The following is a 25,665-nucleotide window of genomic DNA, read 5'->3' as shown; positions in this document are numbered from 1 at the left end:
TTCGCATGGACGCGCAGCTCGACGACAAGGCTCTCGAGAGTACGCTTGCCGAAAGTCTGGCCGATCTTGTGCCGGATACCAAGACTGTTTCCGAAGATGAATTTGTTGAAGTTGTCGGCGGCGCGCTCGAAGCGGTCGGCGGCACGCTGCTGTTCAAGATGTGCGTCCAGAACCATGGTGAAGGCCAGCACGTCGCGGCCGCATCCGTCGGCAATGGCGGCAGCCGCCAGTTCCTGCTGCTCACCTTGCCGACCGGCGGTGGTTCCTTGAAAGTCGAGACCGTGTCGAGAAGCAGCAATCCGGTCGCCGGTATCGCTGCTGCCTATGCCGGTCTCATGGACGTGTTCAAGGCCGCCGCCTGATCGCTTGCGGAAAGTAGTTCAAGGATCTTCGGAGGCGCGATCCGTCAGTTGCACGGCCACAGCGGGCCTTGCGCAATGCGCTTGCGCGACACACCTAAAGTCGACGCAAGGAGACCCCCATGGATCAGATCGCCAATCCCGCCCCCGGTTTTCAACGCAATCCCGACAAGGTCATCACCATCGAGCCCTATGCCGGCACCGTCACCGTGCGCGCCGGAGACGTGGTCATCGCTTCATCAGCGAAGGCCAAAGTGCTGAACGAGGCCCCCTATCCCGCGGCCTTCTACATTCCGTTCGCCGACATCGATTTCGGCAAGCTCGGCAGCACTGACCACTCGACCCATTGCCCCTACAAGGGCGATGCGAGCTACTGGAGCGTGCTGCCTGCCGGCGAGACCGGCCAGAACGCCATGTGGGCCTATGAACGGCCTTTCGATGAAATGACTGAAATCCGCAACCACGGCGCATTCTACGCCAGCAAGGTCACGATAGAAGCCAACCCGGGCTGAGCGATTTTCGAACCCAAGCGAACTCGGCGTGAGGTATGTCGAGATTCAGGTCAGGCCGCGGCGAGAATGGTGGGTTCCGAGAACCGGAACGGAGCGGACTTTTGGGTCCGTGAGTACCGGAAGCGCAGGAAGCCGCCATTCGCAGGCCGGCATCGCCTGAATATCGATATACCTTAGTCGGTGGTGCCGTGATTGCCGACCCCGTCGGCATCGTCGAGCCGCACAAAGGTCAAGCCCTTGGCCTTGAGCGCCAGCAGCCCCTGCACCACGCCTTCGCCGGCCGCATGGGTCGGCTGGTTGATGTGCGAAATAATCACATCACCGTCCTTGGCCGCTGCAATGCGCCGCGCGGTTTCCTTGGCGCCAAGCAATGAGCCACCGTCGCCGTTTATCGAGAATCCCGCGATCTTGAAGCCAAGCTTGCGGATCATGGCGATTGCCGACGGGCTGTATTCGGCGGTCGCGCCACGAAACCATTTCGGTGCCGGCTCGCCGGTCCTGGCAAGAGCGGCGGCACCCGACTCGACCTCGGCCAGCACCGCGTCCGGGCTGCCGGCGCTGCGGATGCCGTAGATTTTCTGCGGCGTATCGACCGCCGGGATATGACGGCCGCCGTGATTTTCCAGTTCGAACAGATCGGGATGCGCCCGCATGATCTCGACGGCGGCGGCGTTTCGCTTCAGCCAGATGCCGGTCACGAAAATGGTGGCGGGGATCTTGTTGTCCACCAGCGCCGAAAGGATCCGGTTGTCGGTCTGTCCGCCGCAGGCATCGAGCGTAAGCGCAACGCGGCCGGCTCCGCTCGCCTCCGGCCTGATGTGCAGCGTCGGCTCGACAAGCGGCGCGGCATGGCCGGCGGATATCATCGCCAACGACATGGCAGCCATGCAGAGATTTTTTTGCAGCAAGCGCATCAAACCGAATTCCTGACCGGTCATTTCAAGCAGGCATCACAAGACCCGCATGAAGGCGGAAATCGGGATGGTGCATAGCAGAAAAGCGCCCAGCGTGACAATTTGACCGTTCGCGTGTTGAACAGGCCATTCCACGACGGCGACAGCGCTTACCCGAGCGGCGCATGATCTCAGACGGCGCGTTCCCGCTTCATTTCGGTACGCGAAAGAAGCTCGCGCACCGCGTCGACGACAGGCTTGACCTCAAGGCCCCAGACGCAGCAAGCCTTGCTGGGATCCGGCGCGCGGCAGAGGTCCTTGGCCACGCAGGCGCAAGGCATCGGCGGCTGGAGCGAGATGCTGGGCACGCCGATGGGACCCCAGCGCGATGGATGCGTCAGACCGAACAGCCCGACAACCGGGGTCCCAGTGGCTGCGGCCATGTGCATCGGGCCGCTCTCGTTGCCGAGAAACAGCCGGGCCTGTTCCAGCACCGCCAGCAGACTTTCGAGCGAAAGCGTTCCAACGAGATTGACGACCGGCGCGACTGTGCTGGCAATGATATGTTCGGCAATCTCCCGCTCGTCCGGGCCGCCCACCAGGACGATGTCCAATCCGGTTTCGCCTGCAATTTCGTCGATCGCCGCGGCAAACCGCTCCGGCTGCCAACGTCGCCCCTCGAAGCTTGCACCCGCATGCATGGCGATGAAGGCATTTGGCCGCAGATGGTGCTTGCCCAGCAGCGCCAATGCTTTCGCCGTTTCCAACGGCAGCGGCTGAAGGCTTGGAATCACCGTGCGGAGTTCGATGCCGAGCGCTTCGAGCGGCGAGAGGTAGCGGTACAGAAAATGCTGGCCATCAAAGCCATAGGGCCTGGCAAAGACGTTGGCGGGCTGCCGCTCCAGCATACGCAAGGGTCGTTCGGAAGGTTTGTAGCCGACGCGGGTCTTTGCGTTGACGAGCCCGCTGACGATGCGCGACGTCTTTGAATCGGTGATGTCGATCGTCAGGTCAAAGCGGTAGCGGCGCAACGCCCGTATCATGGCGTAAAGCTCTTTCCCGCGCTCGAGGTTGGTGCCGCGCATGCGGGCGCGCCTGAACGTGACCACCTCGGAAGCAATGCCATGGGCGATCACGAAGCTCTCGAAGCGGGCCTCGCACAGAAACACCAGCCTGGCGCCGGGGAATTCGAGCCGCAAATTTTGTGCAAGCGCCGAGGCGAGGACGAGATCTCCTATGAACTTCGTTTGAATGACCAGGATCGAGTGGAACGGTGCGGGTGAACTCTGCAACATCTGTTTCCAGGAGCAATTGGCGGGGTGTCCGCAAATTGGGCGGAAAAATTGTCGAGATTATGCAAACCCGCCAGCACGTTCGCGTGACTTGTTTTACAAAACGGTAAGCTCAGCCGCCGCGGCCGGCCTTCGCGACCAGCACCGCTGCCTGCGCGGCCGCCAGCCTGGCAATCGGCACGCGATAGGGCGAGCAGGACACGTAGTCGAGGCCAACCTCTTCGCAAAAGCGGATCGAGGCCGGGTCGCCGCCATGTTCGCCACAAATGCCGAGCTTGATGTCGGGCCGCGTCGCCCTGCCCTTTTCGGCAGCCATGCGCACCAGCTCGCCGACGCCGTCGATATCGAGCGAGACGAACGGATCCTGATCGATAATGCCTTTCTGGCGATAGGTCTCTAGGAACGAGGCCGCATCGTCGCGCGAAATGCCGAAGGTCGTCTGGGTCAGGTCGTTGGTGCCGAAGGAGAAGAACTCTGCCGATTCGGCGATGACATGGGCGCGGATCGCCGCGCGCGGCAATTCGATCATGGTGCCGGTCAGATAGTCGATCTTGACGCCGGATTCCTCCATGACGCTCTTGGCAACCGCATCGATGCGCGCCTTGACGTAGTCGAGTTCCTTCACCAGGCCGACCAGCGGCACCATGATCTCGGGAACCACCAGCGCGCCGGCCTTCCTGCCGGCCTCGACGGCCGCCTCGAAAATGGCGCGCGCCTGCATCTCGGCGATTTCGGGATAGGAGACGGCCAACCGGCAACCGCGATGGCCGAGCATCGGGTTGAACTCGTGCAGGGCCTCGGTGCGCTGCCTGAGCTTATCGGGCGAGACATTCATGGCGGCGGCGACTTCTGCCACTTCACCTTCAGTCTTGGGCAGGAATTCGTGCAGCGGCGGGTCGAGCAGGCGGATCGTCACTGGCAGGCCGGCCATGATCTCGAACAGTTCAAGGAAGTCCGAGCGCTGCATCGGCAAAAGCTTGGCGAGTGCTGTACGCCGGTCCTTTTCGGTGTCGGCCAGGATCATCTCGCGCATGGCGACGATGCGCTCGCCGTCGAAGAACATGTGCTCGGTGCGGCAAAGGCCGATGCCTTCAGCGCCGAAGGAGCGCGCCATGCGCGCGTCGAGAGGCGTTTCCGCATTGGTTCGCACTTTCATGCGGCGCACCGCGTCGGCCCATTCCATGATGGCGGCGAAATCGCCAGAAAGTTCCGGCTGCAGCATCGATACGGCGCCTTTCAAGATCTGACCGTTGCTGCCATCGATGGTGACGATGTCGCCCTTGCGGAAAGTCGATCCCATGGCCATCAGCGTGCCGGCCTTGTAGTCTACACGCAGCGAGCCGGCGCCCGACACGCAAGGCTTGCCCATGCCGCGCGCCACCACCGCGGCGTGGCTGGTCATGCCGCCGCGCGTGGTCAGGATGCCTTCGGCCGCATGCATACCGTGAATATCCTCGGGGCTGGTCTCGATGCGCACCAGGATCGCCTTGCGGCCTTGCGTCTTCAATTCCTCGGCATCGCCAGAGGAAAAGACGATCTCGCCGGTGGCAGCACCGGGCGACGCCGGCAGGCCGATGCCGATGACATCGCGCGCGGCCTTGGGGTCGATGGTCGGATGCAGCAGCTGGTCGAGCGAGGCCGGATCGATGCGGGCGACGGCTTCCTCTTTCGTGATCAGTCCGTCCCGCGCCATCTCGACGGCAATCTTCAGCGCCGCCTTGGCGGTGCGCTTGCCGGAGCGGGTCTGCAGCATCCATAATTTGCCGCGCTCGATGGTGAATTCGAGATCCTGCATGTCGCGGTAGTGCTTTTCCAGGCTGTCGGAGATGGTGACGAAGGACTGGAACGCGTCCGGCATCAGCTTCTGCAGCGATGGTTTGTCCGAGCCCGCAGCAACACGCGCCGCCTCGGTGATGTTCTGCGGCGTACGGATACCGGCAACGACGTCTTCGCCCTGCGCGTTCACCAGGAACTCGCCATAGAGCATCTTTTCGCCGGTCGACGGGTTGCGGGTGAAGGCAACGCCGGTGGCCGAGGTTTCGCCCATATTGCCGAACACCATGGCCTGGACATTGACCGCCGTGCCCCAGCTTTCGGGAATATCGTGCAGGCGCCGGTAGGTAATGGCGCGATTGTTCATCCAGCTCGAGAACACGGCGCCGATCGCACCCCACAGCTGCTCGTGCGGATCCTGTGGAAACGGCTTGCCGAGTTCTTCCTCGACCTTGGCCTTGTAGAGCGCGATGACACCCTGCCATTCGAGCGCCGTCAGTTCGGTGTCGAGCTCATACCCAAGCCCGCCCTTCTGGTCTTCCAGGATTTCCTCGAACACCTCATGGTCGAGGCCCATGACGACATCGGAATACATCTGGATGAAGCGGCGGTAGCTGTCATAGGCAAAGCGCGCATCGCCGGAATCGGCGGCCAGCGCCTCGACCGTCTCGTCGTTCAGCCCGAGATTGAGCACGGTGTCCATCATGCCGGGCATCGAGGCGCGCGCGCCCGAACGCACCGACACCAGCAGCAGTTTCGACGGGTCGCCGAACCGACGCCCGCTCAGGTGTCCGATATGATCGAGGGCAACCGCGACATCGGCTTCCAACCCGTCCGGATAGGTACGGCCATTGGCATAATAGGCGTTGCAGACCTCGGTGGTGATGGTGAAGCCCGGCGGCACCGGCAGGCCCAGGCTGCACATCTCGGCCAGGTTGGCGCCCTTGCCGCCCAGCAGATTCTTGTCGCCGGCACGGCCTTCCGCCGCACCATCGCCAAAGGTGAAAACCCATTTGGTCATGCTTTGCTCTCCGGTTGCAGGAGATTGGAAAGATTGGCGAAACGGAAAGTTCCGCCGCGTCCGACTGTCGAGCGATATGATGCTGCAGTGCGAAAGGCAAGGCGTCGGCAAAGCCGTGCGGCCCCTACAATCGATTAAGCAAAAAGCTACGTCCAAAGATGCGTCAAAAAGACTTGCCATGCAGGAGCATTTGCTGCAGAACATAAAGGGAACAAATAGGTGCTCCATGAAACTGGCCGGAAGCTCGACTATCTGGAAATGCCGGCAACCGGTGGAACGTTGGACCGGCTCAAGGCTTTCTACAGCGCTGCTTTTGCCTGGTCGTTCACCGATTATGGGCCGACCTATTCGGCCTTTGCCGAAGGTCTGGACGGGGGTTTTCAGGCCGACGCCGCCGAAGCGCCATCAAAGCCACTGCCCGTGCTCTACAGCAGGGAACTGAGGAAACGCTGCGCGCTGTCGAAAGTGCCGGCGGCACGATCGTCAAGCCGATCTTCGCGTTCCCCGGCGGCCGGCGCTTCCACTTCGTCGATCCGGCCGGCAACGAGATGGCGGTGTGGTCCGAATAGCCCGCTCGCATGCCCTCTGGCGGCAGCTGCGTTGGCTGCCCGATTGGACGTTCTGACCATTGCTCATAAGGATTGTGCTTTTCGGCTGCTCTGCTAATAACGCGCCGCACAAGCGACTCTGACGGCAATTGGGGCGTCGCCAAGTGGTAAGGCATCGGTTTTTGGTACCGACATTCCCAGGTTCGAATCCTGGCGCCCCAGCCATTGTCTCTTTATCTATTGAAATCAGCAGCTTACGGGACATTCAATTTCCTGATGTAAGAGAAGGCCAGAGACGTGCCGCCAGAACACAACGGGCACGCTTCCTTCGCGTCGCTGAGGGCAATTTTGATGTCGGCGACACTGACTGGAAATGGCCTCGTGCGGTCAGCTCGGCCCTGGCTGCCCGCTGATCCGACCAATATCTTCCAGAACAGAACGGATTTGTGGCCAGGGAAACTCGGCATCGCCTTTCGACGGCTGTCCTTCCCTGAGTATGGCATCAAGCTTCGCTGCCACACCGGCAAGGGAGATAGCCGGCGTTTTCGACAATTCTTCAAGCAACCTCTCTGCCCGATCGGCTGCCTCACTTTCAGCGCGCAACGTGGCGGAATAGCCAATCGCCCGGTCGGTGGCATCCCAGCGCGCCTGATGAGCCGCTAAATCGGCCTCGGCCTTTGCACCAACTGCCAAGTCGACAGAACCGACGCCGAGGACATCGTGAAGTGCCTGAAGTGAGTGGAGCGTAGCTGTCCTGCCATCGGACAACTGGATCATCGCACTAGGAAAGCCGACTGTTTCGATCAGCTTTCGCTCCAAACGCTGCTGCTCACGGCTCAGCCGTTCAGTCTCTTCGTGAGCAGCTTGCCATCTGCGCCACACCGCCATCGCTGGGTCGATCGATTGGTCTCGCTCAAATGACTTACCGGTAGCAACCGCTTCGGACTGCGATCCCGAGGCCGAAGCGGCTGTTGAGCCAGGTAGCTCCCTACCAGTGACGAAAGACAAAGGCGTGCTATTGTCGGAATCAGCCATGATCCGAGCTCCCAGCAGCTTGGCTGTGGTTGGGTGGGCTATGTGTAGATGCACATCGCCCGGTCAGGTTTGCACAGAGCCATGCAGGTCTTCCGTCTTTGCGGGCGGCTCACACGAACAGTCTGCCAGTAACATAACCTATCCGAGATCATTTTGCAATCACATGATATGAAAGATATCACCGGAGCTCAGATGCGGGCCGCGCGCGCGTTGGTACGTTGGAGCGCAAAGGAGTTGGCCGACGCCGCTAGCGTGGGCGTGGCGACTGTTAGACGCGCCGAATCCGACGACGGTATTCCGTCGACCACGTCCGCGAATCGAAGGGCGATCCGCGGCGCATTAGAAGCAGCGGGCATTGAGTTCATACCTGAAAATGGGGGCGGCCCAGGTGTAAGGCTCTCGCGTCGAACTGACCGCGGGTAGTTCCTTGTATTGCAAACCTACGTTCTTGCCGCTAATGCGGACCGCACTGGACGATAGGTCGGCTTCGTGGCCATCCTCCCGCACTCCGACGAGTGCCCCTGAGAGAAGCGGCTTCTTTTTCTTCTTCGCCAACGTCTTCAACCATGCCGCATTCCGTCAAGTTGCTCGGTATTAGGCGCAGACAGCCAGCAGCACCCTTTCCTCTTCTCGGCTGGCCTTGTCGTAGTCGCGGCTGCTGCTGCCCATTTCATGGGCTACCTTCCCGAACGCGGCGTATGCCGTCATGTGCGCCTCAATCAATGCTCGCAGTTTGTTGGCCGGCACTCGATCTCGACGCGGTGGCTGTGTGGCAACAGCCGTCGCCGTAACCGTCGACGCGAAGACAGCGCCGCCGGAGTGCAAAAGTAAGGCGCGGCGGTTGATCCTGGACGTGGTGGCCTCTCCTCTTCATTTCGGGTCGTGGGCATCACCGGCACCGTAACACGATGGCTCGCGCATACATGTCAGGATGGATGGGCCTCACGGCGCCCCAGCACCCAGCGTGACTGAGGTGATGCGGAGCACCCGCGTCACGAGTAAAGTTACCGCCCTCGACCAATCCGGTGGCAAAAGCTTGGATTTTTTTGCAGCTTACCGCGAACGGTGCTTTTGCAGGGGTCGGTGAAGTTCGAGTACCGCTGCGCGCTGCAGCCGGCCTACGCTCGGCCGCCATCCTACGGCCGAGCGTAGGCAATCTCAGCCCTCATCAAGTCGCTGGAGGAATTCACGCGGGCAGCATCGGACCGTGGCAGTCGAACAGTCACAGTGACCGTGTCTATAAGGCCTAACGTTGTCGATCCATAAACTTGAGGACCTCCGCGTGAAGGCTACCCCAGCGAGCTGCTTCCCCCGGCAAAGTTGGTTGCTTTCTCGAGCCAGGCACCGGCGCCTCCCTCCCGCTTCACCCCTTTGCGGGGTCGTGATCCGAGCCACCGCACATTACACTAAACCACCGAGACCATTGAGAAATCGCCATCGCTGCAATGTGCAGTGAACATCCCCCGCGAGAGAGTAGCCTTTGGCGCGCGACTTGCGCCTTATCCCGCAGCGGTTCCATGCATCGTTCAAAAAGCAATGTGAATGTACAAGAACCGCCAGCCGCGGGAACGTACGATTGGCCAATCCAACCAGATAAAAGGATGAGATTTTGGCTAGCAAATCGTCGTCTACAGTCGGCGCGGCGCCCAACTGAACTCCCAACCGGTGCAATCCCTGGCTCGCGGCTCACGGTCAAACGACAGTGAGTTTTTCGAGGAAATTGTCATTCCTGAAGAATCCGAGTCACGGCCGGGATCGCCGACTTCGCGGCGTGGCACTGCCACGCCGGCTCAACCGCAAATTCCAGCCTGTCAAACCGGAGGACCCAAAACCGCGACATCCGCTTTCGTAAGGCATGACCGAACATTGAAGCCTGTGCTTCGCGATTTTTCTACCCGACTGCATTCGACGGCCGGGAAGCCTAAAAGGAGAGGTAACTTCCATGAACTTCAAGACCGCATGCTTCGGCGCTGTGGCCGCAACCGTGCTCGCAGGCGCGGCCCTTGCCGGCGCTCTCGACGAGCCGGCTATGATGCGCCCTTCTATACCGACTCAAGCCTGAAGACCATGAAGTCCGATGCTGAGATGAAGGCTATTTGGGACGGCATGCCCAAGACCAACCAGGACAACATGATGAGGGAATGCCAGGACGCGGCGATGAGCAAGCCTTACGCTGTATTCTGCGAAAAGCTCAAGGCGCTCGGCGGCGCCAACAAATAGCGCGCCGGTGGCGGCGGGAATTGATGCCGGAACAGTTTCCGATGCCAATTCCAGCACACAGATTGAGGAGGCCCGCCTCGGTCAAGCAGAGGCGGGCTTGCTATTTCTCTCCGCCCATAACACATCGCCGGGAAGAAGGTGATGCAGACACCCCATGGTTGGTGCAGCGGGAACGGAACGCATAATTTGATCCTTCTTGGACGATGGTTGAAGAGCGATTTTTGATAGATGTAATGGTATGATGATACTGGATTCGGTGCGCATCGCCGGATTCGGACCTGCTCTGCCTTCGAAGGTAAGGTACTCCGACCGGGTCCGTAACGTGGATAGGCACACTCAGTTGTAGCGACGAAGTCGAAATTGCCAATTCTCTAAGTGTGGGAAAAGACGGCAGCGCTTTTCCGAATCGAACCCCGACAGCCAGCAAACGCAGCACCCAAGTGAACCTCGCTGTCGTGAACCGCTGAAGGATCTAACGGGATAATATCCGTCCCAGAGCGTGTTCAGATACCCCGATCTCTTTCACAAGCGCTCGCAATTCGGCTGGAGGCGCGAGACAAAAAGTTCGAAAAGCTTCCAGGAACCCCAGCCATCCCGCCGCGGTCTATTTCGGCCAAGAGGACGCGAGAGTACCTTTGCGATCTTCCATGAAGCCGATCGGCTAATAATTCGACTGCCAACGCCGTCGCGGCAAATTCGGTCACCACTTGCGTGATCTGGACAGTGTCACCTTGAACATCTCTCTCTTTCCATACATAGGTCGACCGGTGGGTGGCGGCTCAACATGGACCTTCGATGAACCTTCCTATCTTCGCCATCAACCTCGATCGCGAGACCGGTCGCTGGAGCGAATTGCTCGCCAGCGCCGAAGCGGCGGGCCTCACCTTGCAGCGCATTGCCGCCGTCGACGGCCACGCCCTCGCCAAAAAGGACTGGACGGAGATCGATCTTCCAGCCGCGCGCAAGCTGAGCGGGCGTGACATTCTGCCCGGCGAATATGCCTGTTATCGCAGCCATATCCAGGCGCTGGAAACGTTCCTGGCCGGTGGCAGCGCCCATGGCCTGATTGTCGAGGACGACGTCCTCTTCAGCGAAAACACCATGCGACGCATCGAGGCCATCATCGCGGCGGTGCCGGATTTCGACGTCATCAAGCTGACCAACCATCGCATGAGCTTCTTCATGCGTGCCGTCGAGACGACGGAAGGCGACGAGATCGGTCGCGCACTGCATGGCCCGCAAGGCTCGGCCGCCGCCTATCTTGTGACGCGGGAGGGGGCGCAGGGGCTGTTGTCGGCGCTCGCCGTAATGAAGATGCCATGGGACGTCGCACTCGAACGCTTTTGGGATACCGGCCTGAAGGTCTATTCGGTTCGCCAAAACGTGCTTGGCTTCGCCGCCAGCAGCAAGATTTCCGGCATAGCCGGCCCCTCGGGGAGCTACAAATCCGCAAGGTTTGGCGGGCCGAGCCGGCTAAGTGCCGGGGTGTTGCGGGCCAGCGACGAGCTGCGCCGCCTGCATCACGTCCTGCTGCGGCCCCCTTTACCGCGAGAAATCCCGGACTACGCCAAGGACGACGCGCCGCGCAACACCCTGCTTCTGTTGCTGGCGTCATTCGCCATTCTCGCTTTGGTCTCCTCGGTCTGGCGCGAGGCCGACACCTACCGCTATGCGGGCCTGGCGCTGGCCTTGGTCGCAGTCGTCCGCTGGTTCAGGGTGGATTTATGGACCTACAGCAAACCGCTGATCGGTTGGGTCGGCGGTCTGTGCATGGGTTGGTCGCTCTATGTCTTCATCCGACTGGCGATCGTCTATTTCGGTACCCACCAGCTGGGTGGCTCCGAAGGCATTTACATGTTTCCGTTGTTCTACGCGACGACCGGCTTCGCGTTTCTGCTGTTTGTCAGGCAGCCCGCGCGGCTCGTGCTCTGGTTCATGATCCTCAGTCTTGTCTTCCTGGCGGCGGACACCTTCTATTCGGACATGTTTCAGGGCATCCAACCGACCCCGTGGCTTTTCAACAATCCCATCCACGCGTCGGTGGCGGCAGGTTTCATCTTCCTTTGCGCGCTGCAATTCATGGCATACACGGCCCAAAGAACGGATCTGAGGACAGCAACCAAGAACCTGCATTGGGCGCTGTCGGCAGCCGTCCTGCTGTTTGCCTTCGTCAACATCATTGAGATGCGGTCAAAGGGTGTCTGGCTTGCGCTTGCGCTCGCCCTGCTCTTGTTGGCGATCATGACCCTGGCGAGAGGCCATCGCCGCGAACTGCTGGTTTCGGGTGGCGTACTGGCCATCGTGGCGGCCGGCATCGTCGCAACACACAACGTCTTCTCGTCCACCGCCAGCGACACCATGATCTTCGTCAAGGCCTTGGTTCCGGATGTCTTGAGGCATGGCGTCCTCCCGGCCTTCGACCGCGCCATCGCGAGCGATACGGTTCCGCTTGCAGCCAAGGAACGGCTGATGCTGTGGGCGGATGCGATCGAGATCTGGAAACGCCACCCGATCTTCGGAGCCAGTTCGAGCTGGCTGACCGAATGGGAGCACAGAACCTATCATCCCATGATCTTCAACGTCTTCCACAACGGTTATCTGGAGATTGCCGTGCGCTATGGTGTGGTCGGACTGGCGTTCTTTGCCTTTCTCTACACCTGGTCGTCCCGGCAGGTTCTGATGGCCATGCGGGCCAAGCTTATCGCTCCGGCCGCTTGGTCCTGCTACATCTCAACACTGGTCTTCTTCGCCATAACCATCCTTACCAATTCAAACAACCGGCTGGCTATGGGTGAGGCTTTCATGTGGTTCGCTGCAGCGTTTGGCTTCTATTGTTTTTATATTCGCCAGCAGAAGAACCTTGTCGCGCCGCGAACCTATTTTTAGGGCCGGCTTTCGCACCAAGCCGGTTCGGCCTTCCCGGCAGTCGTGCACAGAGTGTTGTTGGAGCAGGATGAGATTTTATTCAGTCGCCGAACGGGTCGCTTTTCTCGTTACGCTCATCGCTGTTCTTGTGCTTGCGCTGCTGCCGGTACCCCGTCTCAAGGAATTCGGCATCGACGTCGGCTTCCACTACGACAAGCTGAACCACGCCAGCGCCTTTGCCGTCCTGACCTTCCTTGGAGGGCTTGGCTGGCCCGATCGCAAAGTGCTGGTGATCATCTTCCTCGCCCTGGTCGGAGCAGCGATCGAGGTCCTCCAGGGCACGGCGCTGATAGCGCGCGACCTGGATGTGTTCGACTGGGTCGCCGATTGCATCGGCATGGCATGCGGCCTCGTGGCCGTGATCTGTGTGCACTGGATCTCGCGGCGCAAAGGCTGAGCTTGTCCTCGAGTCCGGGCACGCTGAAGGTGAAGACCTACCGCGAACTGCGTGATCGCGAGCGGGATCGCAGAGTGCCTGTGCTGAAATTGGGATCACTCTATTTCGTCTGGTCCTCGGCCAAACATCATTCGCACAAACACAGTCCGCCCCTCTGACTGTTTGTTTTGCCGGGCGGAAAGCCGTTTACACTTTTCTGGAAATGCTCCGGCGCGGCCCATTCGCAGGCAGCGCGACCTGGATCAGCTTGCCTCGCGCATCGCTTCAGCCGCCTGCAGGTCGACCGAGACCAACTGGCTGACGCCCTGCTCGGCCATGGTCACGCCGAACAGCCGGTTCATGCGCGCCATGGTGATTGGATTGTGGGTGATGATGACGAAACGAGTCTCGGTGGTGGCAGCCATTTCGTCCATGAGATTGCAGAAGCGCTCGACATTGTGGTCGTCGAGCGGCGCATCGACTTCATCGAGCACGCAGATCGGCGCCGGATTGGTCAGGAACACCGCGAAGATCAGCGACATCGCCGTCAGCGCCTGTTCGCCGCCGGACAGCAACGTCATGGTCTGCGGCTTCTTGCCAGGCGGGCGGGCCAGGATTTCAAGCCCGGCCTCGAGCGGATCGTCGGATTCGATCAGCTGCAATTCCGCCGTGCCGCCGCCGAACAGATGCGAGAACAGCCGCTGGAAATGGCCGTTGACGACGTCGAAGGCGGCCAGCAGCCGTTCACGGCCTTCGCGATTGAGGCTCTGGATCGCCTGCCTGAGCTTGCGGATCGCCTCGATGATGTCCTCGCGCTCGGAGACGATCGCCTCCAGCCGGTCGGAAAGCTCCTTCTGTTCCTCCTCGGCGCGCAGGTTGACGGCGCCGAGCCGTTCGCGCTCGATCTTCAGCCGGTCGAGCTGACGCTCGATCTCGGCCATTTCCGGCATCGGGCTGTCAGCCTCCAGACCGGTATGGCGGATGACCAGATGCGGCGGCGTGTTCAGCGTCTCCTGGATACGCGCTTCGACCTCCAGCCGGCGTTCGTCGGCCGCCGTCAGCCGCTCTTCGGCGCGAACGCGGGTCTCGCGCGCCTCGGCCAGGAACTGGATGGCGCCGGTGGCGGCCTTGTCCATTTCGGATTGCCGGTTCTCCGCTTCCTGCAAACGGTCGGCCGCCGCCTTGCGCAAGGTCTCGGCCTCGGTGAGCTGCGACAGCAGCGCGCGCCGCTTGGCGTCGATTTCATCGGGAGCATCGGCCAGCCGCTCGCGTTCGGCCTCGGCCTCAGCCTTGCGTTCGCCGAGCGATGCGATCTGCGTCGAGGCGTTTTCGGCCCGCTCCAGCCAATTGCTGCGCTCGGCGCCAATGGCATCGAGCCGGCGCGCACGCGCCTCGGCTTCGCGGCGCAGCCCCTCATGCACGGCACGCGCATCGGCAAGCGTGGCGCGGTCGCGGGCGACATTGGCCGAGGACTGTTCGAGCTGCAATTGCAGATCGCCGAGATCTGGCGCGTCGTGCAGCAGCATTTCCGCCTCGGCGAAGGCGGCCGAAATCTCCTCATGGCTGTCGACGATGCGGGCGCGCGCCTCATCGAGTGCGGCGCGCCGGCTCTGCAATTCGCCGCCGGCCCTTTCGGCCTCGGCCAGCGCATTGCGGGCAGCGTCCAGCCGATGCTGGGCGTCACGGCCGGCCTGGCGCGCGTTGCGCTCGGCCTCGCTTGTGAGGCGAAGCGCCTGTTCGGCCTCTCCCAGCGCCTCTTCGGCCTGGCGCAGGATGAGCGTCGCCTGTATCGCCTCGGCATCGAGCTCGGCCAGCCGGTTCTTCTGCGCCAGCCGTTGTGCTGCGGCGGTCGGCGCATCGGCACTGGCGGTAAAGCCATCCCAGCGCCAGAGCGCGCCCTCGCGGCTGACCAGCCGCTGGCCGGGAGCAAGAAGCGCCTGCAGCCGGCGGCCATCGCCGGCGTCTACGATGCCGGTCTGCGCCAGACGGCGGGCGAGCTGTGCCGGTGCATGGACCACGCTGGCCAGGCTCTTGATGCCTTCCGGCAGAGCCGCGTCGCCGGGCTGGATCGCGCTTTCGCCCCAATGCACCGGCGCGCTGCGGTCGAGCGGTACGTCGAGGTCTTCGCCAAGTGCCGCCCCCAGCGCCGTCTCGAAACCGCGATCGACGCTGATCTGTTCCAGCACGGCCGGGAAGAGATCGCCGCTGGCGGCATTGAGTATCTTGGCCAGCGTGCGCGCTTCCGTCTCGATCCGCGCCAGCTCGGCCCTGGCATCCTGAAGCGGTGGCCGGGCAGCGCTTTCCGTGGCGCGGGCATCGATGACCGACTGCTCCGCATCCGATACGGCAGCCTCGGATTCCTCCAGCAGCGCCATGGCCTGTTCGACCAGCACGCGCTTCTCGGCCGGATCCGGCAGGCCGGCGACCTTGGAGAGTATCTCAGACAATTCGCGGTCGACATCGGCAAGCTGACGGGCGAAACGGTCGCGGCGCTCGGCGGTGTCGCGCAGCGTCCGCTCGATCTGGTTGCGCGAGGCGGCAGCCTCTGCCCGCTCGGCGGTCAGCGCGGCGAGCTTGGCTTCACTTTGTGAAAGCGTTGACGCTGCCTGCTCGAAGGCGGCCCGGGTGCTGGCCTCGCGCTCGGCGGCACCGGCATTTTCGGAATTGAGCGCGGCTTCCTCGGCGCGAAGGCGCTCAAGAATGTCCGCATTGTCGCGGACCATGCGCTCCTCGCGGGCGATATCGCCGTCGAGTTGCTGCAACCGGCGCTCGAGTTCGGTCTGACGGGCGCGGATGCGGCCGGCTTCCTCCTCGATCTGCGACTTGGCGATCGACAGGCGCTGGAAGGCGGCGGCAGCGGCGGCTTCCGCGTCGCGCAGGTCCGGCAAGCGATGAGCGCCGATGCCTTGCTCCCTGGCGGCGGCCATCTGGGCGGCGGCGCGGTCGCCGACAAGGGCTGTCGCAACCGCCAGCGCCGAGCGCGCCTCGCCTTCCTGGGTCTTGGCCAGCGTCCAGCGCAGATGCAAGAGTGTTGCTTCGGCCTTGCGGATATCGGCGGACAGGTTCTTGAAGCGGGACGCCTGGCGCGCCTGGCGCTTCAGGCTTTCGATCTGGCTTTCCAGCTCGCCGACGACGTCGTCCAGCCTTTCCAAGTTCTGCTCGGCCGCCTTCAGCCGCAGTTCTGCCTCGTGGCGGCGGGTGTGCAGGCCGGAAATGCCGGCCGCCTCTTCGAGCAGGGCGCGGCGCGCCTGCGGCTTGGCCTGGATCAGCTCGCCGATGCGGCCCTGGCCGACCATGGACGGCGAACGCGCGCCGGTCGACTGGTCGGCGAACAGAAGCTGCACGTCCTTGGCGCGGGCCTCCTTGCCGTTGATGCGGTAGAGCGAGCCGGCCTCACGCTCGATGCGGCGCGACACCTGCAATTCATCGGCATCGTTGAAGGCGGCAGGCGCGGAGCGATCACTGTTGTCGAGGAAAAGCGTGACTTCGGCGGTGTTGCGTGCGGGCCGAGTGCCCGAGCCGGAAAAGATCACGTCGTCCATGCCGGACGCGCGCATATTCTTGTAGGAGCTTTCGCCCATCACCCAGCGCAGCGCCTCGACAAGGTTCGACTTGCCGCAGCCATTTGGCCCGACAATGCCGGTCAGTCCGCGTTCGATGACGAACTCGCCGGGCTCAACGAAGGACTTGAAACCGAGGAGGCGAAGGCGCGAAAACTTCATTCGCGCCGCCCACTAAGCGGATTTCCGTGGTTTGGCGATGAGAATTCGCGGCACGACAAGAAGCCGCGCACGCCGAAGCGCCGCCGCCTCAGGGCTGACTGAACGTCAGAGCAGAGGGTCGATGATGGCCGACATTTCCTCAATCGACATCGCCCCTTTGTAGGTCTTACCGTTGATGAAGAAGGTCGGTGTCGAGTCGACCTTGAATTCATTGGCGCCGCGCTTCTGGACCGATCTCACATCGTCCAGAAGTTTCTGGTCCGTCAAGCAGGCCTCGAAGGACTCCTGTGTAAAACCGGCAAGCTTCGAGATTTGCAGCAGCGCATCCTTGGTATTCTGGACGCCAACCCAGTTCGCCTGCTGCCGGAACAGGACGTCGACCATCGGGAAATAGTTATCCTTGGCGCAGCGCGCCAGCATGAATCCGGCTTCGGCGCTCGGATCGAACGGGAATTCGCGCAGGATGTAGCGCGCCTTGCCGGTGTCGATGTACTTGGTCTTCAGATCCGGAAAGGTGGTTTCGGCGAAATGCGCGCAGTGCGGGCAGGTCATCGAGGCGTATTCGACGATGGTGACCTTGGCGTCGTCCTTGCCAAGCTGCTTGTCAGGCAGTGCACCCGGCTTCATCAGTTCCACCATATCCACGGTGCCCTGGGCTTCCGGCGCGGTAGCGGCGGCCGGCGTGGCCGGCTTTGCGGGAGCGGCAGGATCGGCGGGCTTCACATCCGCGGCCTTCGCTTCCTCGCCAGAGTCGCTGCAGGCGGCGAGCAGGGCGACCGCCGGAATGGCGGCCAGCGAAGACAGGACGTTTCTGCGAGACAAGCTTTGGCCGAACGGGGGACGGTTCATACGAATCACCTGACAAGGGTTGGATTTTGCAATGCAAAGGCACGAAAAGGCGAGAGTTGGCGCGAATTAAGGCATCTCGATCCCCAATCCAATCGCGAAACCTGACAGGGGCGATCACGAATGCGAGATATTGACGACAAATCCACGACTTTCTTCGAGAGGCCTATGACTTTCTCTCCCCAATAATGGTCGCGCCAAGTTTTTCCAGAGAGGCGCGCAACGCATCATTGTCGACCAGGCCGACGGTTCCCGACAATTTCATCTTCTCGGCAGCCGTCAGCGGCCTGAGGGCCGGCTTGCGCCGTCCTTTATCAGTTGTCACCGGCTTCTGCAGGATCCTGATGCGGCTGATGGCGGTGAAACCGAGGAAGGCGTTGACCCGGTTGATGATCTCGCCGGTCTCGTGCTGCAGATGAAGTGCCGCCATGCCTTCGCAGGCGATGACCAGCACCGCCGGCTCGAACGGATCGTCCTCATGCATGCGGCGCGGCCACTGGATCTTTTCGGGGCGCGAGTGGCTGGCCAGCCGTGGACCGGCAATCTCTTCCCATGACTGGACGAGGCCGATCGAAATGCCGGCCCGCTTTCGCAGCACCGGATCGAGGATCTTGGTCGCGAGATCACTGACCGGGACGGGATTGCCGTAGGGCGTTCTCCCTGCCATGTACGTTCTCCAGCCACGACCCAGCAGATACCGGCCAGGCCAATACAAGATCAATGGCATCAGCAGACCAGACCCGCAAGACCGCATCCGGGGATAGTGGTAAAGCCACATCCGGGGATATCGCATCCCGCCTGCTCGACTGGTACGATGTGCACCACCGTGAGTTGCCATGGCGGATCACGCCACGTGAGCATGCGCAAGGCGCAAGGCCCGATCCCTACCGTATCTGGCTGTCCGAGGTCATGCTGCAGCAGACCACCGTCGAAGCGGTGAAGGCCTATTTCCGGGTTTTCGTCGAGAAATGGCCCGATGTCGAGGCACTGGCCGCAGCACCGACCGAAGACGTGATGAAGGCCTGGGCCGGGCTCGGCTACTATTCCCGCGCCCGCAATCTCAAGGCCTGTGCCGATCTGGTGGCTCAACGTGGCGGCCGGTTTCCCGACACGGAGACTGCTTTGAGAGAATTGCCTGGCATCGGCGCCTATACGTCGGCGGCGATTACGGCGATCGCCTTCGACCGCCCCGCCGCCGTTGTCGACGGCAATGTCGAACGCGTCATCTCCCGGTTGTTTTCGATCACAGCGCCGTTGAGCGAGGCCAAGCCCGAGATCCGCGCCCATGTCGAGCGCATGGTGCCCGGGGCAAGGCCTGGCGACTTCGCTCAGGCGATGATGGATCTCGGCGCCACCATCTGCACCCCACGGCGGCCGCGCTGCATGCTGTGCCCGCTGCGCGAAGACTGCAGCGCCGTCCTTTCAGGCGATCCTGAACACTTTCCGGTGCGCCTGCCAAAGGCCGACAAGCCCCTGCGGCGCGGCGCGGCCTTCGTCGCGGTCAGAAGCGACGGCGCTATCCTTCTGCGTAAGCGGGCGGAGAAAGGCCTGCTTGGCGGCATGACCGAGGTACCGACGACTGGCTGGACCGCGCGGATCGATGGCGACACCACGGAGGCGGCAGCGCCCTTCCCCGCCGACTGGCGGCATGCAGGCCGCATTGCACATGTCTTCACGCATTTCGCTCTCGAACTCGAAGTCTTTCACGCCCACATCAAAGGTGATGTGCCGGCGGGACATTTCTGGTCGCTGGCCCATGAAATTTCCGGGGAAGCACTGCCGACCGTCATGAAAAAGGCAATTGAAGCGGCGATACCCGACGCGACGAAAAAGCCGTCGCCGCACAGTGCAAAGAGGCCCCATGACTGAAATACTCCACATCGTTTTCGACATCGGTAGAGTGCTGATCCACTACGATCCCAACATTCCGTTCAGCCGCCTCATTCCGGATGCCGAAGAGAGAAAGTGGTTCTTCGACAATGTCTGCACGCATGACTGGAACATCGAGCAGGACCGCGGACGGACCTGGGAAGAGGCCGAGGCGCTGCTGATCGCGGACCATCCCGATCACGCGGAAAACATCCGCAGTTTCCGCCGCCACTGGCACGAGATGGTGCCGCATGCCTATGACGACAGCGTCGCCATCATGGTCGGCCTGATCGAGAGCGGCCACGACGTGACCATGCTGACCAATTTTGCCAGCGACACGCTGGCCGAGGCCCGCGAGCGCTTCGATTTTCTCGAACGGCCGCGTGGCGTCACGATCTCCGGTGAGATCGGCCTGATCAAGCCGGATCGCGGCATTTACGATCATCACGTCGCTGCCTTCGGCCTCGAACCGGCGGCGACGCTGTTCATCGATGATAGCCAGAAGAATGTCGACGGCGCCAAGGCGGCGGGCTGGCAGTCGGTGCTGTTCACCGATGCGAAAACGCTTCAAGCAGACCTTGAACGTCACGGAATCAAGGCGTGATTTGAATCGCTTCGCGCGATCCGTTGCGACTTTGAATCAACGGAATTCGACGCAATTGGCAGGGGCTCAGGCCCCTGCCCGCTCCATGCCAAGCCGTGCAATGCGGCGAAGCTCGTCAATCGGGGTCAGGCCGCCGCTGCGCTCATAGTGCCAGAAGGTCCAGCCGTTGCAGGCATCCAGGCCCTGCACTTCGGCGCCGATCTTGTGGATCGAGCCGGCGCTGTCGCCGATCGCCACCGTGCCGTCGGCGCGCACCTTGGCCGCCCAGCGCTTCTTGGCGTCGTAGAGCGTCGCACCCGGCATCATCAGCCCGGTGTCGATGAGGCTGACGAAGGCAACGCGCGGCTCGGCGCGCTTGCCGGTAAGCACGGTCAAGTCAGCACCATCCAGCGGCCGCACTGCGTCGATGCGCTCGTTGGCGGCGTCGATATAGGCCTGCTCGCGTTCGATGCCGACGAAATGGCGGCCGAGGCGTTTGGCCACCGCGCCGGTGGTGCCGGAGCCGAAGAAGGGATCGAGCACGATGTCGCCCGGTTTGGTCGAGGCCATCATGATGCGGGCAAGCAGCGCTTCCGGCTTCTGCGTCGGGTGCAGCTTGTCGCCATTGTCGTTCTTCAGCCGCTCGCCGCCGGTGCAGATCGGGAACAGCCAGTCGGAGCGCATCTGGATGTCGTCGTTGGACGCCTTCATCGCTTCGTAGTTGAAGGTATAGCCCTTGCCCTTCTGGTCGCGCGAAGCCCAGATCATCGTCTCATGCGCGTTCTGGAAGCGGCGGCCGCGGAAATTCGGCATCGGGTTGGTCTTGCGCCAGACGACGTCGTTGAGGATCCAGAAGCCTAGATCCTGCATCTTGGCGCCGACCCGGAAGATGTTGTGATATGAGCCGATGACCCAGATGGTGCCGTTGGGCTTCAGCACCCGGCGCGCCGCCAGAAGCCAGGCACGCGTGAAGGCGTCGTAAGCTTCAAAACTCTCGAACTGGTCCCAGTCGTCGTCGACGGCGTCGACCTTGGACTGATCGGGCCGGTGCAGGTCGCCGTCGAGCTGCAGATTGTAGGGTGGATCGGCGAAGATGACATCGATCGACTTTTCGGGCAGCCGGTCGAGTGCGGCGACGCAGTCGCCCTTGAGGATCGTATCCAGCCATTCGGATTGCTGGGGAGCGTGGGATAGCTCGTCGAGAAGACGCACGGCAGACATTCTGACACCCAAGGCACGCGTTACTGTTTTACTCTCTGTTATGGTTACCGATCAGCGTAAATATTCGGTGAAGACTGCCGAATTTGCGAAGGTGGCCCTGTTGGTGTATGCCGCGCCGCCTGAGCCTCCCGAGGCCCCTTCATCCTCCCATTGTCCGGATCACCATGCCCCAGCCAGACCTTGTCATCTTCGATTGCGACGGCGTGCTCGTCGATTCCGAAATCATCGCCGCCCGCGTGGAGGCGGAACTGCTGACCCTGGCCGGGTACGAAATATCGGCTGAGGAGATTTCCGAGACCTATGCCGGACTGACCTTCAAGGACATCATGATGCGGGTCGAGGAGAAATCCAGCATTCCATTCCAGGCCTCACTGATCGACCGCGCCGAAGACCTGGTCGACCGCAAATTGCGCAGCGACGTGCGCGCCATAGACGGCGTGCGCGAGGCGGTCGCCGCAGTAACGGCGCCGCGCTGCGTCTGCTCGAATTCGCGCTCGGAGCGGATCGAATTCATGCTGGAGAAGGTGCACCTGCTGCCGTTTTTCGCCGGCCGGATTTTTTCGGCGCTGGAAATACCAAGCAAGAAGACCAAGCCGGCGCCTGACGTGTTCCTGTTCGCGGCGGAGACACTCAACGCCAACCCAGCGAACACGTTCGTCATCGAGGATTCCGTGCACGGCGTCCACGGCGCCAGGGCGGCAGGCATGCGCGTGATCGGCTTCACCGGCGCGGCCCACAGCTATCCCGGCCATGCCGACGCATTGACCGAGGCCGGCGCCGAGACGGTGATCCGCCGCTGGGCGGAGCTGAAAAGCGTGATCGCGGCGCTGTCGGAGTGGTCTGACGCCTGAGAAGCGTGCGCAGCGACGCACGCCTCGTGCAACTGCCGCGCTCTAGTTCGTCGCGGCAGTTCTCTTGCGGTGGGTCCTCTTCGGCTTGTCCGTCGTCGCCTTCGGCGCGTTTTCATCATAGCCGGCAAAGGCCTGATAGTCCTGCGCCGTCGGCTCGGGCACGACAATATTGGAATCGGTGAAGACGAACTGTGTGGCGACCGAGGGGTCGGTGACCTGGACCTGATACTGGTGAATCTGCGAGTAAAGCACGTCGGTGCCATGCATCACCGCGGTGCGGATCGGCATGGTGATGGTGCCGGGCGAGAACTTCGGTCCCGGCACGATCTTGCCGGCGACCGCGATCTTCATCGTCAGCTGGCCGTTGGCACGGCTGCAGTCGCGTGTCACGTCGCTGACCGATGCCTGGTAGATGATGTTCGCCGACTCGTCGGGCGGAGTTGCAGCGGCGGCGTCGGCCTCAGCCTGGGCCGCGGCATCCTGCGCGGCGTCGCCGGTCTTCTTGAGCTTGGGCTTGGGCTTCTGGACGCCCTTGGCGTAGGTGTTGAAGAAGGCCGTGCCGTCGCGCACTGTCACCCGGGGGCAATAGGCCTGCAACTGGCTGGCCAGGATCTTGGGATCCTGAGGCGGCGGTGGAACCGTCGGATCCTTCTTGCCGATGCCGAGGTTCAGGATGCCATTGTCGCCCGATTGGCAGCCGGCGGCGGCAAGCATAAAGCCGGTGAGCGCAAGACCCGCCAAAAAGCGACCACTGAATGTACGAAACGCCATGAAACTGCACTTCCCTCTCGCAAAGCTGGTGACGTATATCAACCGCGCGGCAAAAATGCGACTGAGCCAGCGCAGAAATTAACCACCTTGCGGTGGACGGAAAAGCCAAGCAGTAACGGATTTGTGACATGCAATATGTGAGTACCCGCGGGGAAGCCCCCGTTCTTGGATTTTCCGACGCCGTGCTGGCTGGGCTGGCGCGCGACGGCGGGCTTTATGTGCCGCGTGAGTGGCCGCAGTTTTCCGCGGCCGAGATCCGCGCCATGCGCGGCCTTGCCTATCCCGATCTTGCCATCCGCGTGCTGTCGCCGTTCCTTGGCGGCGAAATCCCGGCGCCCGTCTTTGAACGGCTGGTGCGCGAAGCCTATGCCACCTTCCGTCACGAGGCCGTCTGTCCTCTGGTGCAGACCGGCCCCAACACCTTCATCCTGGAACTCTTCCACGGGCCGACGCTCGCCTTCAAGGACGTGGCGATGCAGCTTCTCGCCCGGCTGATGGACCATGTGCTTACCGAACGTGATCAGCACGCCACCATCGTCGGCGCCACCTCTGGCGATACTGGCGGGGCGGCAATCGATGCCTTTGCCGGGCGCAGCCGCACCGACATCTTCATCCTGTTCCCGCACGGCCGCGTCTCGCCGGTGCAGCAGCGGCAGATGACGACGTCGACGGCTGAAAACGTCCATGCGCTGGCGATCGAAGGCAATTTCGACGATTGCCAGGGCCTGCTCAAGGACATGTTCAACGATCACAGCTTCCGCGACCGGGTTGCGCTTTCAGGCGTCAATTCGATCAACTGGGCCCGCATCATGGCCCAGATCGTCTATTATTTCTCCTCGGCGCTGTCGCTCGGCGCGCCGGACAGGCCGGTCTCCTTCACGGTGCCGACCGGCAATTTCGGCGATATCTTCGCCGGCTACGCGGCCAAGAAGATGGGCCTGCCGATCGAGCGGCTGGTCATCGCCACCAACGACAACGACATCCTGGCGCGGACCTTCGCGACCGGCGAATACCGCACCAAGGGCGTCTTTGCGACCACGTCGCCGTCGATGGATATCCAGGTGTCGTCCAATTTCGAACGCTTGCTGTTCGAGGCCTCCGGCCGTGACGCCGCGACCGTGCGACGCTACATGGACAGCCTGAAGCAATCCGGCGCTTTCACCATCGAAACCCAGCAAATCGCTAGCATGCGGTCCGAATTCGACGCCGGCCGGGCTGATATGGACGAGGTCGCCGCCACCATCCGCGCGACGCTCGCGGCCAGCAACTATCTGCTCGATCCGCACACAGCGGCGGCTGTACATGTCGCGGCAGGCAAGGCGGCAGGCGCCGTGCCGATGGTGGTGTTGGGCACCGCCCACCCGGCAAAATTCCCGGCCGCCGTCGAAGCCGCCAGCGGCGTCTTCCCCGCACTGCCCGCATGGCTAGGTGGGTTGATGACATCGGAGGAAAAATACACGGTACTTCCATCCGACCTGAAAATGGTGGAAGATTACGTCGGCCGCCGCGCGCGGGCGGCGCGTTAGGGAGTAGTAGCCATATGGGTGTTGAGGTAAGCCGTCTGTCGAACGGCCTGACAGTCGCCACCGAAACCCTTCAAAGCATCGAATCGGTTGCCCTTGGTGCCTGGGTCAAGTCGGGTGCCCGCAATGAACGCGACGACGAGCATGGCATGGCCCATCTGCTCGAGCACATGGCGTTCAAGGGCACGAAACGGCGAAGCGCCTTCGAAATCGCCTCGGAAATCGAGGACGTCGGCGGCGAGATCAACGCCGCCACCAGCGTCGAGACCACCTCCTACTATGCCAGGGTGCTCTCCGACGATGTGCCGCTGGCCGTCGACATTCTTGCCGACATCCTGCAGGAATCCGAATTCGACCCGCAGGAACTCGAACGCGAGCAGCATGTGATCCTGCAGGAGATCGGCGCCGCGCACGACACGCCCGACGACATCGTCTTCGACCGCTTCACCGAGACGGCGTTTCGCCACCAGACCATCGGCCGCTCGATCCTGGGCACGCCGGAAACCGTCAAATCCTTCACCTCGAAGCAGTTGCACGATTTCATCGAACGGCAATATGGCGCCGAACGCATGGTGATCGTCGCTGCCGGCGACATCAAGCACGACAATTTCGTGCGTGAGGTCGAAAAGCAGCTCGGCGGCTTCCGCAGCAAGGCTGACAGCACCATCCCGCAATATGCGCAATATGTCGGCGGCGACTTCCGCGAGGACCGCGACCTGATGGACGCGCAGATCGTCCTGGGATTCGAAGGCCGCGCCTATCATGTGCGCGATTTCTATGCCTCGCAGGTGCTGTCAATGATCCTCGGCGGCGGCATGTCGTCGCGTCTGTTCCAGGAGGTCCGCGAGAAGCGCGGCCTGTGTTATTCGGTCTATGCCTTCCATTGGGGATTTTCCGACACCGGCGTCTTCGGCGTCCATGCCGCGACCGGCCAGAGCGACATCGCCGAACTGGTGCCTGTCATCATCGACGAACTGCAGAAGGCCGGCGAGAAAATCCTGCAGGAAGAACTCGACCGCGCGCGCGCCCAATATCGCGCCGGCTTGATCATGTCCGCCGAAAGCCCGGCCAGCCGGGCTTCGCAGATCGCTCGGCAACTGCTTCTGTTCGGCCGGCCGATCGCCAAGGAGGAACTGATGGAACGGCTGTCGGCGCTGACGATCGAGCGGCTGACCGATCTGTCGTCGCGGCTGTTCTCGACCAAGCCGACGCTTACCGCTGTCGGGCCTGTGGGTACGCTGGCGCCATACGAAGCGATCCTCGAATCGCTCGCTGGCACGCAGACCACGGCCCGCAAGCTCGCCGTCTAAGCCCCTCAAAGCGCC

At 62.2% G+C, this 25,665-nt stretch carries 21 protein-coding genes, 1 tRNA gene and 1 pseudogene; 13 read left to right on the top strand and 10 right to left on the bottom strand.

What is annotated here, in order from left to right; translation table 11 throughout:
• Positions 1-5 precede the first annotated feature (5 nt).
• Both EJ076_RS15165 and EJ076_RS15160 read left to right on the top strand, forming a co-directional pair.
• Positions 6-362 carry a hypothetical protein gene (locus EJ076_RS15165; RefSeq protein ID WP_126068424.1) on the top strand — a complete coding sequence of 119 codons (357 nt, stop codon included), beginning with the start codon at positions 6-8 and terminating at the stop codon, positions 360-362.
• Between the two features lie 119 nt (positions 363-481).
• Entirely contained in the window at positions 482-871 is a 390-nt protein-coding gene (locus EJ076_RS15160; protein WP_126068423.1) for a DUF427 domain-containing protein, read from the top strand.
• Positions 872-1,044: 173 nt separating this feature from the next.
• On the opposite strand, the gene EJ076_RS15155 is transcribed toward EJ076_RS15160, so the two are convergent.
• The 3 genes from EJ076_RS15155 to ppdK all read right to left on the bottom strand — a co-directional run bounded on the left by EJ076_RS15155 (position 1,045) and on the right by ppdK (position 5,850).
• Positions 1,045-1,785 (bottom strand): polysaccharide deacetylase family protein, encoded by a 741-nt coding sequence (locus EJ076_RS15155; protein WP_126068422.1) that lies wholly within the window; start codon positions 1,783-1,785, stop codon positions 1,045-1,047.
• Between the two features lie 170 nt (positions 1,786-1,955).
• Positions 1,956-3,059: a glycosyltransferase family 9 protein gene (locus EJ076_RS15150; protein ID WP_126068421.1), complete on the bottom strand. Its 1,104-nt coding sequence runs from the start codon at positions 3,057-3,059 to the stop codon at positions 1,956-1,958.
• Positions 3,060-3,168: 109 nt separating this feature from the next.
• Positions 3,169-5,850 (bottom strand): pyruvate, phosphate dikinase, encoded by a 2,682-nt coding sequence (gene ppdK, locus EJ076_RS15145; RefSeq protein ID WP_126068420.1) that lies wholly within the window; start codon positions 5,848-5,850, stop codon positions 3,169-3,171.
• A 258-nt stretch (positions 5,851-6,108) separates the two neighbouring features.
• Here ppdK and EJ076_RS35790 point away from each other — a divergent pair.
• Positions 6,109-6,419, top strand: a pseudogene (locus EJ076_RS35790) (VOC family protein).
• 129 nt (positions 6,420-6,548) lie between these two features.
• Positions 6,549-6,623, top strand: a tRNA-Gln gene (locus EJ076_RS15135).
• 162 nt (positions 6,624-6,785) lie between these two features.
• Here EJ076_RS15135 and EJ076_RS15130 read toward each other — a convergent pair.
• Positions 6,786-7,433, bottom strand: coding sequence for a hypothetical protein (locus tag EJ076_RS15130; protein WP_126068419.1), 648 nt, complete (start codon positions 7,431-7,433; stop codon positions 6,786-6,788).
• Between the two features lie 168 nt (positions 7,434-7,601).
• Here EJ076_RS15130 and EJ076_RS35785 point away from each other — a divergent pair, with 168 nt between their 5' ends.
• A complete protein-coding gene (locus EJ076_RS35785) occupies positions 7,602-7,856 on the top strand; it encodes a helix-turn-helix domain-containing protein (protein ID WP_126068418.1) in 255 nt (84 codons plus the stop codon).
• Positions 7,857-8,027: 171 nt separating this feature from the next.
• Here EJ076_RS35785 and EJ076_RS35215 read toward each other — a convergent pair whose 3' ends face one another.
• On the bottom strand, positions 8,028-8,180 hold the full coding sequence (locus EJ076_RS35215; RefSeq protein WP_164548644.1) for a hypothetical protein: 153 nt from the start codon (positions 8,178-8,180) through the stop codon (positions 8,028-8,030).
• A 1,338-nt stretch (positions 8,181-9,518) separates the two neighbouring features.
• Between EJ076_RS35215 and EJ076_RS36150 the strand changes: the two genes are divergently transcribed.
• The 3 genes from EJ076_RS36150 to EJ076_RS15110 all read left to right on the top strand — a co-directional run bounded on the left by EJ076_RS36150 (position 9,519) and on the right by EJ076_RS15110 (position 12,975).
• Positions 9,519-9,653, top strand: coding sequence for a hypothetical protein (locus tag EJ076_RS36150; protein ID WP_348639820.1), 135 nt, complete (start codon positions 9,519-9,521; stop codon positions 9,651-9,653).
• Positions 9,654-10,448: 795 nt separating this feature from the next.
• Positions 10,449-12,539: an O-antigen ligase family protein gene (locus EJ076_RS15115; protein ID WP_126068417.1), complete on the top strand. Its 2,091-nt coding sequence runs from the start codon at positions 10,449-10,451 to the stop codon at positions 12,537-12,539.
• Positions 12,540-12,606: 67 nt separating this feature from the next.
• Positions 12,607-12,975, top strand: coding sequence for a hypothetical protein (locus EJ076_RS15110; RefSeq protein WP_126068416.1), 369 nt, complete (start codon positions 12,607-12,609; stop codon positions 12,973-12,975).
• Positions 12,976-13,217: 242 nt separating this feature from the next.
• Here EJ076_RS15110 and smc read toward each other — a convergent pair whose 3' ends face one another.
• The 3 genes from smc to EJ076_RS15090 all read right to left on the bottom strand — a co-directional run bounded on the left by smc (position 13,218) and on the right by EJ076_RS15090 (position 18,189).
• Positions 13,218-16,676 carry a chromosome segregation protein SMC gene (smc, locus tag EJ076_RS15100; RefSeq protein ID WP_126068415.1) on the bottom strand — a complete coding sequence of 1,153 codons (3,459 nt, stop codon included), beginning with the start codon at positions 16,674-16,676 and terminating at the stop codon, positions 13,218-13,220.
• Positions 16,677-16,781: 105 nt separating this feature from the next.
• Positions 16,782-17,525 carry a DsbA family protein gene (locus EJ076_RS15095; protein WP_109662306.1) on the bottom strand — a complete coding sequence of 248 codons (744 nt, stop codon included), beginning with the start codon at positions 17,523-17,525 and terminating at the stop codon, positions 16,782-16,784.
• Positions 17,526-17,688: 163 nt separating this feature from the next.
• Positions 17,689-18,189 carry a DUF721 domain-containing protein gene (locus tag EJ076_RS15090; RefSeq protein ID WP_109662303.1) on the bottom strand — a complete coding sequence of 167 codons (501 nt, stop codon included), beginning with the start codon at positions 18,187-18,189 and terminating at the stop codon, positions 17,689-17,691.
• A gap of 53 nt (positions 18,190-18,242) precedes the next feature.
• Between EJ076_RS15090 and mutY the strand changes: the two genes are divergently transcribed.
• Positions 18,243-19,391 carry an A/G-specific adenine glycosylase gene (gene mutY, locus EJ076_RS15085; RefSeq protein ID WP_126068414.1) on the top strand — a complete coding sequence of 383 codons (1,149 nt, stop codon included), beginning with the start codon at positions 18,243-18,245 and terminating at the stop codon, positions 19,389-19,391.
• A complete protein-coding gene (locus EJ076_RS15080; RefSeq protein ID WP_126068413.1) occupies positions 19,384-19,995 on the top strand; it encodes an HAD family phosphatase in 612 nt (203 codons plus the stop codon). The genes mutY and EJ076_RS15080 overlap by 8 nt, the downstream gene beginning before the upstream one ends.
• A gap of 66 nt (positions 19,996-20,061) precedes the next feature.
• Here EJ076_RS15080 and EJ076_RS15075 read toward each other — a convergent pair whose 3' ends face one another.
• Positions 20,062-21,195: a site-specific DNA-methyltransferase gene (locus tag EJ076_RS15075; RefSeq protein ID WP_126068412.1), complete on the bottom strand. Its 1,134-nt coding sequence runs from the start codon at positions 21,193-21,195 to the stop codon at positions 20,062-20,064.
• A 164-nt stretch (positions 21,196-21,359) separates the two neighbouring features.
• On the opposite strand from EJ076_RS15075, the gene EJ076_RS15070 reads away from it, so the two are divergent.
• Positions 21,360-22,046: an HAD family hydrolase gene (locus EJ076_RS15070; RefSeq protein WP_024503624.1), complete on the top strand. Its 687-nt coding sequence runs from the start codon at positions 21,360-21,362 to the stop codon at positions 22,044-22,046.
• 42 nt (positions 22,047-22,088) lie between these two features.
• Here the strand turns inward: EJ076_RS15070 and EJ076_RS15065 are convergent, their stop codons facing one another.
• The gene (locus tag EJ076_RS15065; protein WP_109662294.1) at positions 22,089-22,817 is read right to left on the bottom strand and encodes a hypothetical protein; all 729 of its coding nucleotides are present in this window, start codon (positions 22,815-22,817) and stop codon (positions 22,089-22,091) included.
• 128 nt (positions 22,818-22,945) lie between these two features.
• On the opposite strand from EJ076_RS15065, the gene thrC reads away from it, so the two are divergent.
• Positions 22,946-24,343 carry a threonine synthase gene (thrC, locus tag EJ076_RS15060; protein ID WP_126068411.1) on the top strand — a complete coding sequence of 466 codons (1,398 nt, stop codon included), beginning with the start codon at positions 22,946-22,948 and terminating at the stop codon, positions 24,341-24,343.
• Positions 24,344-24,357: 14 nt separating this feature from the next.
• Entirely contained in the window at positions 24,358-25,650 is a 1,293-nt protein-coding gene (locus tag EJ076_RS15055; RefSeq protein WP_126068410.1) for a pitrilysin family protein, read from the top strand.
• The last annotated feature ends 15 nt before the right edge of the window (positions 25,651-25,665 follow it).

This window comes from Mesorhizobium sp. M7D.F.Ca.US.005.01.1.1 (assembly GCF_003952545.1).
GTDB lineage: Bacteria > Pseudomonadota > Alphaproteobacteria > Rhizobiales > Rhizobiaceae > Mesorhizobium > Mesorhizobium loti.
This window is presented reverse-complemented; position numbering and strand designations above follow the sequence as displayed.

Coding starts and splice junctions, on each gene's coding strand:
- mutY (WP_126068414.1), top strand. CDS start 18,243: ATGGCATCAGCAGACCAGACCCGCAAGACCGCATCCGGGGATAGTGGT.
- EJ076_RS15130 (WP_126068419.1), bottom strand. CDS start 7,433: ATGGCTGATTCCGACAATAGCACGCCTTTGTCTTTCGTCACTGGTAGG.
- EJ076_RS15155 (WP_126068422.1), bottom strand. CDS start 1,785: ATGCGCTTGCTGCAAAAAAATCTCTGCATGGCTGCCATGTCGTTGGCG.
- EJ076_RS15065 (WP_109662294.1), bottom strand. CDS start 22,817: ATGGCGTTTCGTACATTCAGTGGTCGCTTTTTGGCGGGTCTTGCGCTC.
- ppdK (WP_126068420.1), bottom strand. CDS start 5,850: ATGACCAAATGGGTTTTCACCTTTGGCGATGGTGCGGCGGAAGGCCGT.
- EJ076_RS15055 (WP_126068410.1), top strand. CDS start 24,358: ATGGGTGTTGAGGTAAGCCGTCTGTCGAACGGCCTGACAGTCGCCACC.
- EJ076_RS15075 (WP_126068412.1), bottom strand. CDS start 21,195: ATGTCTGCCGTGCGTCTTCTCGACGAGCTATCCCACGCTCCCCAGCAA.
- thrC (WP_126068411.1), top strand. CDS start 22,946: ATGCAATATGTGAGTACCCGCGGGGAAGCCCCCGTTCTTGGATTTTCC.
- EJ076_RS15095 (WP_109662306.1), bottom strand. CDS start 17,525: ATGAACCGTCCCCCGTTCGGCCAAAGCTTGTCTCGCAGAAACGTCCTG.
- EJ076_RS35785 (WP_126068418.1), top strand. CDS start 7,602: ATGAAAGATATCACCGGAGCTCAGATGCGGGCCGCGCGCGCGTTGGTA.
- EJ076_RS15160 (WP_126068423.1), top strand. CDS start 482: ATGGATCAGATCGCCAATCCCGCCCCCGGTTTTCAACGCAATCCCGAC.
- EJ076_RS15080 (WP_126068413.1), top strand. CDS start 19,384: ATGACTGAAATACTCCACATCGTTTTCGACATCGGTAGAGTGCTGATC.
- EJ076_RS15090 (WP_109662303.1), bottom strand. CDS start 18,189: ATGGCAGGGAGAACGCCCTACGGCAATCCCGTCCCGGTCAGTGATCTC.
- EJ076_RS15150 (WP_126068421.1), bottom strand. CDS start 3,059: ATGTTGCAGAGTTCACCCGCACCGTTCCACTCGATCCTGGTCATTCAA.
- EJ076_RS15165 (WP_126068424.1), top strand. CDS start 6: ATGGACGCGCAGCTCGACGACAAGGCTCTCGAGAGTACGCTTGCCGAA.
- smc (WP_126068415.1), bottom strand. CDS start 16,676: ATGAAGTTTTCGCGCCTTCGCCTCCTCGGTTTCAAGTCCTTCGTTGAG.
- EJ076_RS15110 (WP_126068416.1), top strand. CDS start 12,607: ATGAGATTTTATTCAGTCGCCGAACGGGTCGCTTTTCTCGTTACGCTC.
- EJ076_RS15115 (WP_126068417.1), top strand. CDS start 10,449: ATGAACCTTCCTATCTTCGCCATCAACCTCGATCGCGAGACCGGTCGC.
- EJ076_RS36150 (WP_348639820.1), top strand. CDS start 9,519: ATGAAGGCTATTTGGGACGGCATGCCCAAGACCAACCAGGACAACATG.
- EJ076_RS15070 (WP_024503624.1), top strand. CDS start 21,360: ATGCCCCAGCCAGACCTTGTCATCTTCGATTGCGACGGCGTGCTCGTC.